The sequence below is a fragment of the Streptomyces sp. NPDC086077 genome (assembly GCF_040686175.1).
Lineage (GTDB): Bacteria > Actinomycetota > Actinomycetes > Streptomycetales > Streptomycetaceae > Streptomyces.
On sequence record NZ_JBFBJT010000241.1, the window covers coordinates 1 to 7,124 of the forward strand.

Annotated in this window: 1 protein-coding gene and 1 pseudogene; both read left to right on the forward strand. The window is 66.2% G+C overall.

The features are described 5' to 3' along the window. Positions 1-567: 567 nt before the first annotated feature. Positions 568-4,107 (forward strand): LamG domain-containing protein, encoded by a 3,540-nt coding sequence (locus tag AB0O67_RS35730; RefSeq protein WP_365459763.1) that lies wholly within the window; start codon positions 568-570, stop codon positions 4,105-4,107. Positions 4,108-4,428: 321 nt separating this feature from the next. Then, positions 4,429-7,124 (forward strand): annotated as a pseudogene (locus AB0O67_RS35735) (hypothetical protein); the annotation flags it as partial.

Here is a 7,124-nt window from a genome sequence, read left to right on the forward strand (position 1 = left end):
ACAACGTCCATAGCTCTTCCGGCGCCATCCGCTCGACAAGCGCAGCAGTCATCACCCCAGACTGCCGCAAGATCACGCCAACTGAAATGGCTTCTTATGGCCAATTAGGAAATTCGGGATGGAGAATTACATGACGCTCAAACCGCCCAACCTGGGGAAAACTTGATCGTGGATAAGGCGGCCATATCGGGCGATTGTGCTTGTCGCGCAGAAAGTAGTCGTTGTGTGTGCCGGCTGAGGTCTGACCACCTCGGTACTGGCTGCGAACTCATCTTGCTGATCCGCAAAACCATTGACCTGCGTGTTCGGCCAGCACATGATCTTCACTCATTGGTCTTCATGAAAATTTAAGGGGTGGGGTGGGGCGTGTTTACCCGAAGACGAGGGCGCGGCTGGCGCCGGGCTGTAGGAAGCGGGGCGATAGCTGTCGCGCTCCTGGGGGGTGTTGTTCCGGCTATTGGGCTCGGGCCGACTCCGGCAGCCGCCGACGACGCGGCGGCCTCGGCAGGGGCTGACAGTACTGGAGAGTCGGCGGCGAGTGCGCTCGCGGCGGAGACTGGTGAGCGGGTGGGCGTGGAGACGGCTACCACCGAGTCGTCGCAGGTCTTCGCCAACCCGGACGGCACGTTCACGCAGGAGATGAACGCGGCTCCGGTCCGCGCCCGTAAGGACGACGGCACTTGGGCCCCCATCGACACCACCCTGGTGCGCGAGGCTGACGGCTCGGTACGGGCGAGGAACACGACGGCCGGTCTCACATTCTCGGGCGGCGGCAGTGGCGACGAACTGGTCACGCTAGAGGACGAGGGGCACGAGCTGCAGTTGGGCTGGCCTACCGCGCTTCCCGAGCCGCGGCTCGACGGTGACACCGCCACCTACGAGAGCGTTTTGCCCGACGTCGACCTTCGGTTGACCGCGCTGAGCACCGGCTACACCTCGGTGCTCGTCGTCAAGACGGCCGAGGCGGCCAAAAACCCAGCCCTCGCAACGATCAACATGACGGTCTCCGGCGAGGGCCTGGACATCGCCCCGACTGCCGATGGCGGTTTCGTCGCCCGAGATGGCGACGGCACCCCGGTTTTCGAGAGTCCGGCTGGGCGGATGTGGGACTCCGCCGGTGACAGTCCCGCAGGCGGCGTCACCACGCAACTCGCTCGCACCGCTGCCCCAGCAGAGGCCATGGTTGACGGCCAGCAGGAGACGACGGAGGCGGCACCACTGCCCGATGCCAAGGGCGAACCGGCACCTTCGGAGGGGCCCGGAAGCGGTGACGCCGCGGCCGAGCTGCCGCTCAAGGTCACCGGCACCGCTTTGGAGATTACCCCCGACCCGGAGCTGCTCCACGGCGAAGACACGGTGTTCCCGCTCTACATCGACCCGCCGACCAAGGGCATCGCTCTGGGTGACTGGACAGCGCTGTCCTCGGATGGTGACAAGTTCTGGGAGTTTGACGGGGACAAGGGCGTGGGGCGCTGCTCCAACTACGCCGGCTACCTCTGCTCCTACAGCCCGTACACCCAGCGGTTGTACTTCGAGTATCCGCTGTCGTCGATCCACGGCAAGAAGATCCTGGACGCGACGATGGAGGTGTACCAGGTGTGGACGTTCACCTGCACGCCGCACACCTACGACCTGAACCGCGTAAACAAGAGCATCTCTTCCAGCACCACCTGGTCGACCCGGCCCAGCGCGGTGGACCTGATGGGCGACCGGAGCGTGGCCTACGGGCGGGGCACGCTGTGTGATCCGGCGCAGCCGGCGAACTGGGTCCGCTTCAGCGACAACGTGAGCGGGGAGACCAACGAGAACCTGACGACGACTCTCGCGTCTTACGCCGCGAACAAGGAATCGCAGATCACCTTCTCGCTGACGGCGCACGACGAGGCTGACGCCGGCGCCTGGGCGCGGTTCCGTAACGATGCGAAGCTGTCGGTAACCTACGTCTCCTACCCTGGTAAGCCGACCTCTTACGGTGTGCAGCAGGGCACCACCGGCCGGGCCTGCAACGCCTCCACGCTGCCTTTCGCCACCAGTGACACGACCCCGAAGATGCTGGCCACGGTGCAGTCGGCCGATGGATCCAACGCGCAGCTGCGTGCCCTGTTTGAGGTGTGGAAGGCTGATGGTTCCAGCCGCGTCTGGTACGCGTACTCCCCGGACGGGGCGTGGGTTGCCGATAAAGCGGCACGGACTGCGACGTCCAGCGCACTGGCGCCGCAGACGGATTACCAGATGCGGGTCAAGACGCAGGCCTATTACATGACGGACCGAGGCGCCACCGGTGTCCTGGACTCGCCCTGGTCGTCGTGGTGCTACTTCCGGGTGGACACCGATTCGCCACCGCCTCCGGTGGTGTCCAGTGCGGACGGCATCTACAAGCCGGCCGAGACCGATCCCGCCGCGGGCGGGGTGGGCACACCGGGCAGGTTCACCTTCACCCCTGCGGACACCAACTCCACCACAACCGGCATCCAGTCGGACGTAGTCAGCTACAAGTGGAAGCTGAACAGCGGCGCGGTCTCTGCCCCGATCCCGGTCCCCAAGGGCACGGCCACCACGCAGACGATCACGCCGAACCAGGCTGGTGAGAACACCATCCAGGTCTGGGGTTACGACGCCGCCGGGCACAGCTCACTGACCGGCTACTACAGCTTCCTGGTGAAGGGTGCTGAGCTGCCCTCGGGAATCTGGCACCTGGACAACTCGCTGACCGACTCCACGACGGCCAACCAGCACCCGCTGAACTCCTCGGGGGCAACGTGGGACACTTTGGCCCGCAGCGGGGCCGGCGCGGCGAAATTGAACGGTACGACCGGATACCTGTCTACCTCCGCTGCGGTGTTGGACACCAGCAAGTCCTTCACCGTCTCGGCCTGGGCCCGTCTGGGGAAAAAAGACGTCAACGCAACCGTGCTGACACAGGCGGGGACGAATGCCTCTGGGTTCGCGCTGTACTACTCATCAGCCCTGAACGCTTGGGTGTTCAACCGGCACCAGACAGACGTCTCCGCCCCGTCGATCACGCGTTCGATCGGCACCAAGCCGCCAGTCCTCAATGCCTGGACCCATCTGGCGGGCGTCTACGACTCAGCGGCGCAGACCATCCAGCTCTACGTCAACGGCGTCCCGCAGGGCGATCCGGTGCCGTTCACGGTCACCCCGTGGAAGGCGTCCGGCGGCCTGCAAGTCGGACGGTCGTGGGCTGCCGCGACCGGCAAGGAGTACTTCACCGGGACCATCGACGAGGTAAAGGTCTGGTCTCGCGCACTTGCAGACACCGAAGTTGCGCACGACGCATGGCTGGAGGACGAAGATATCAGCGACGGCACCGCTGGCGACCCGGTCCCGGCACTCGTCGCCAAGTGGGACGCCAACGACGTGACCAACGCGACTGGAACCACGGTGAAGGACACCAGCGGCTTCGGCCGGAACCTCACCCTCAACGGGGCCGTGCTCACCCAGTACACGGTCGGCGACCCGGAACTCGGCGAGGACGTCACGACGGTACAGACCATGACCCTGAACGGCACCAGCGCCTATGCCACCGCCCCCGGACCGGTCGTGGACGACTCCGGTTCGTTCACCGCGACCGCCTGGGTGACGCTGGACCCGGCCAAGCTCGCCGATACCAGTAAGTCGTACGCGGTGCAGGTGTTCGGACAGTCGGGGACGAGCCAGTCCTCCTGGGGTGTCTGGTACGAGCAGCCGGCGGGCAGTACTCAGGGACGGTGGACGTACGGCCGTCCCGACAAGGACGGCACCGGCGCGGTCTGGACGAAGAGCGAGTCCACCGCGGTCACCACGGCTCAGCTGGGCGTCCCCGTCATGCTGACGGTCGTCTACGACGCCCAGGCGGCAGCTGACCCCGATGACACGTCCAAGCTGGGAGGGCTCAGGCTCTACGTCGGCAGTGCTCTGATGGGTGACGAGGACGGCGTGCCGTACTCGGCCCCGTGGCAGGGCAGCGGAGCGTTCGAGATCGGCCGGGCGAAGATCAACGGCGCTGCTGCCCGCTACTTCCCCGGAAGGATCGACAGCGTCCGCGTCTGGGCCGGAGCCACCTCCACCGACGAGATCGCCAACCGGCACAACGCCGAGCAGAGGTAAATGCAGGGGCGGGTCAGGGCGAGGCATCTGCGCCTCGCCCTGACCCAACCAATCCTCGGATCGGCCTGGCCCGTCATGGCTACGTCGGCCCGGTCCGCACATCCCCGACGCACCGGTACCTCGCGCGTCTTTGCGGACGCGCTCCACGAACAACGCTCGGGTGACGCCGACGGCACCACGCGAGTGTTCCCTGTCCCATTCCGAGTACGGAGACTCACTGTGTCTTCATCACGTTCTCGCACACGCTTGCCAGGGGCGGTCATACGCCGCTGGCTAGGCCGTGGCGCGCTCGTAGCCTCCCTGTCCCTCCTGCCGCAAGTCGTGATTCCCTCGGGTTACGACTTCGCCGCGCAGGCCCAGCCCTCGGCTGCGCGCAAGCCGCTGGAGGACCGTCCCGACGCGAAGATCGACAAGGTGGGCGTGCTCAAGCCCGCCACGTCCAAGGCTCCCAAGGACAAGGCCGCACCGGCGTCCCGTAAGTCCCGTGAGCGGCTGAAGAAGGCTGCCTGGCCGAAGGCCGGGAAGGCCACCGCCGAGGTCGCGGCGACCGGCCGGGCCGCTGTCACCGTGGGCGGACTGGACATAGCGCTGGCCCAGGAGCCCGCCGCGGTCAAGTCGGCGAAAACGCGGATGAAGGCCAAGGCGTCCGGTCCGGCCGAGAGGGTGGCGCTGCGCGTCCATTCGCGGTCGGCCGCGAAGAAGGCGGGCGTCAACGGTGTCCTGCTCACCGTTGACCCTGCGGAAGCTGCATCATCGGCCGGCGACACCGACAGGCTCCGGGTCTCCCTGAAATACAGCTCCTTCAAGGATGCCTACGGCGGCAACTTCGGACCCCGTCTGCGCCTGGTGACGCTTCCCGCATGTGCGCTGACCACTCCGGAGAAGGAGTCCTGCCGTACCCAGACCCCAGTGCCGGGTGCGGACAACGACACCGAGTCCCAGACCGTGTCAGGCACCGTCTCCGCCCGCGCCCTCGCGGCCGGCACCCCGATGCTGCTGGCGGCGGCGGCCCACAGTTCCGGCGGCGGCAGCGACTACAGCGCCACCCCACTGTCCCCGACCGCGACCTGGGAAGCCGGCGGCAGCACAGGCGACTTCACCTGGAACTACCCGCTGCGGGTGCCCCCTGCGACTGCCGGCCCTGCCCCGAACCTGTCCATCTCCTACAACTCCGCCTCGGTCGACGGCCGCACGGCCGGAGAGAACAACCAGACCTCACAGGTCGGTGAAGGCTTCTCTATCACCGAGTCCTACATCGAGCGCAAGTACGGCTCCTGCAAGGACGACGGCCAGTCCGGCAAGGGCGACCAGTGCTGGAAGTACGCCAACGCCACCCTCGTCCTCAACGGCAAAGCCGTCGAACTGGTCAACACCTGCACTGACAAGACAGCCTGCGACACCGCAGCCCTCTCCGAAGCGTCCGGCGGCTCATGGAGGCTGAAGAACGAGGACGGTACCCGTGTCGAGCACCTGACCGGCGCCACCGGCAACGGCGACAACAACACCGAGTACTGGAAGGTCACGGACGCCTCCGGCACCCAGTACTACTTCGGCAAGCACCGCCTGCCCGGCTGGAGCGACAAGGGCACCACCAGCACCACCGACGACGACCCGGTCACCGACTCCGTCTGGACCGTCCCCGTCTTCGGCGACGACGCCGACGAGCCTTGCAACAAAACGACCGGCTTCGCCGACTCCTTCTGCAATCAGGCCTGGCGGTGGAACCTTGACTACGTCGTCGACACCCACGGCAACGCCTCCACCTACTGGTACGGCACGGAGATCAACTACTACTCCAAGAACGCCGACACCACGGTCAACGGCACCTCCTACACCCGGGGCGGCTACCTCAAGCGCATCGACTACGGTCAGCGCAGCGACCTCATCTACGCCAAGCCGGCGGCCCAGAAGGTCACCTTCATCTACGGCCAGCGCTGCGTCGTCACCGACGGCTGCTCCAGCCTGACCGAGGCCACCAAGGCCAACTGGCCCGACGTGCCGTACGACATGATCTGCGCAGCCAACACCAAGTGCACCACGCAGATCGGCCCGTCCTTCTTCACCCGGTACCGGCTCACCGACATCAACACCTACGTCTGGACGGGCACCGGCACCACCAACAGGGCTGTTGACGCCTGGCACCTCGAGCACGACTTCCCCGACACCGGTGATGCCTCCTCGCCCAGCCTGTGGCTGAAGTCCATCCAGAACACCGGCAAGGCCAACACCACCACGGCCGCCATGCCCCCAGTCGTCTTCGGCGGCATCCAGATGCCCAACCACGTCGAGGGCAGCGGACCGGACACTCTGCGCTACATCAAGTGGCGGGTGCGCACCATCAAGTCCGAGACCGGCTCGACCCTCACCGTCAACTACTCCGATCCGGACTGCATCTGGGGCACCAGCATGCCGGCGGACATTGACAAGAACGCCCGCCGCTGCTTCCCGGTCAAGTGGTCCCAGTCCGGGGCGACCCCGGTCACCGACTGGTTCCACAAATACGTAGTCACCTCCGTCTTCCAGGACGACCCCTACGGCCACGGCGACACCGGCGAGAAGTACTACGACTACCAAGGCGGCGCCGGCTGGGCCTACGCCGACGACGAGGGCCTGACCAAGGCGTCCAACCGCACCTGGTCGCAGTGGCGCGGCTACGGCAAGGTCGTGGAGACCTCCGGCGACGCCGAAGGCCCGCGCTCCAAGAAGTCCACTCTTTACATGCGCGGCCTGAACGGCGAGAAGGAACTCGACGGCACCGCACGGGTGGAGAAGGTAACCGACTCCACCGGCACCGCCATCGACGACTCACGCCAGTACGCCGGCTTCGTCCGCGAGACCATCGTCTACAACGGCACCGAAGAAGTCAGCGGCACCATCAACACCCCCTGGTCTCACAAGACAGGCAGCCACACCTACAGTTGGGGCACCACAGAGGCGTGGATCGTCCAGGCCGGCGAGGTGACCACCCGCACTACGACCCCTACGGGCACCCGCACGGTCAAGCAGAAGACGACATA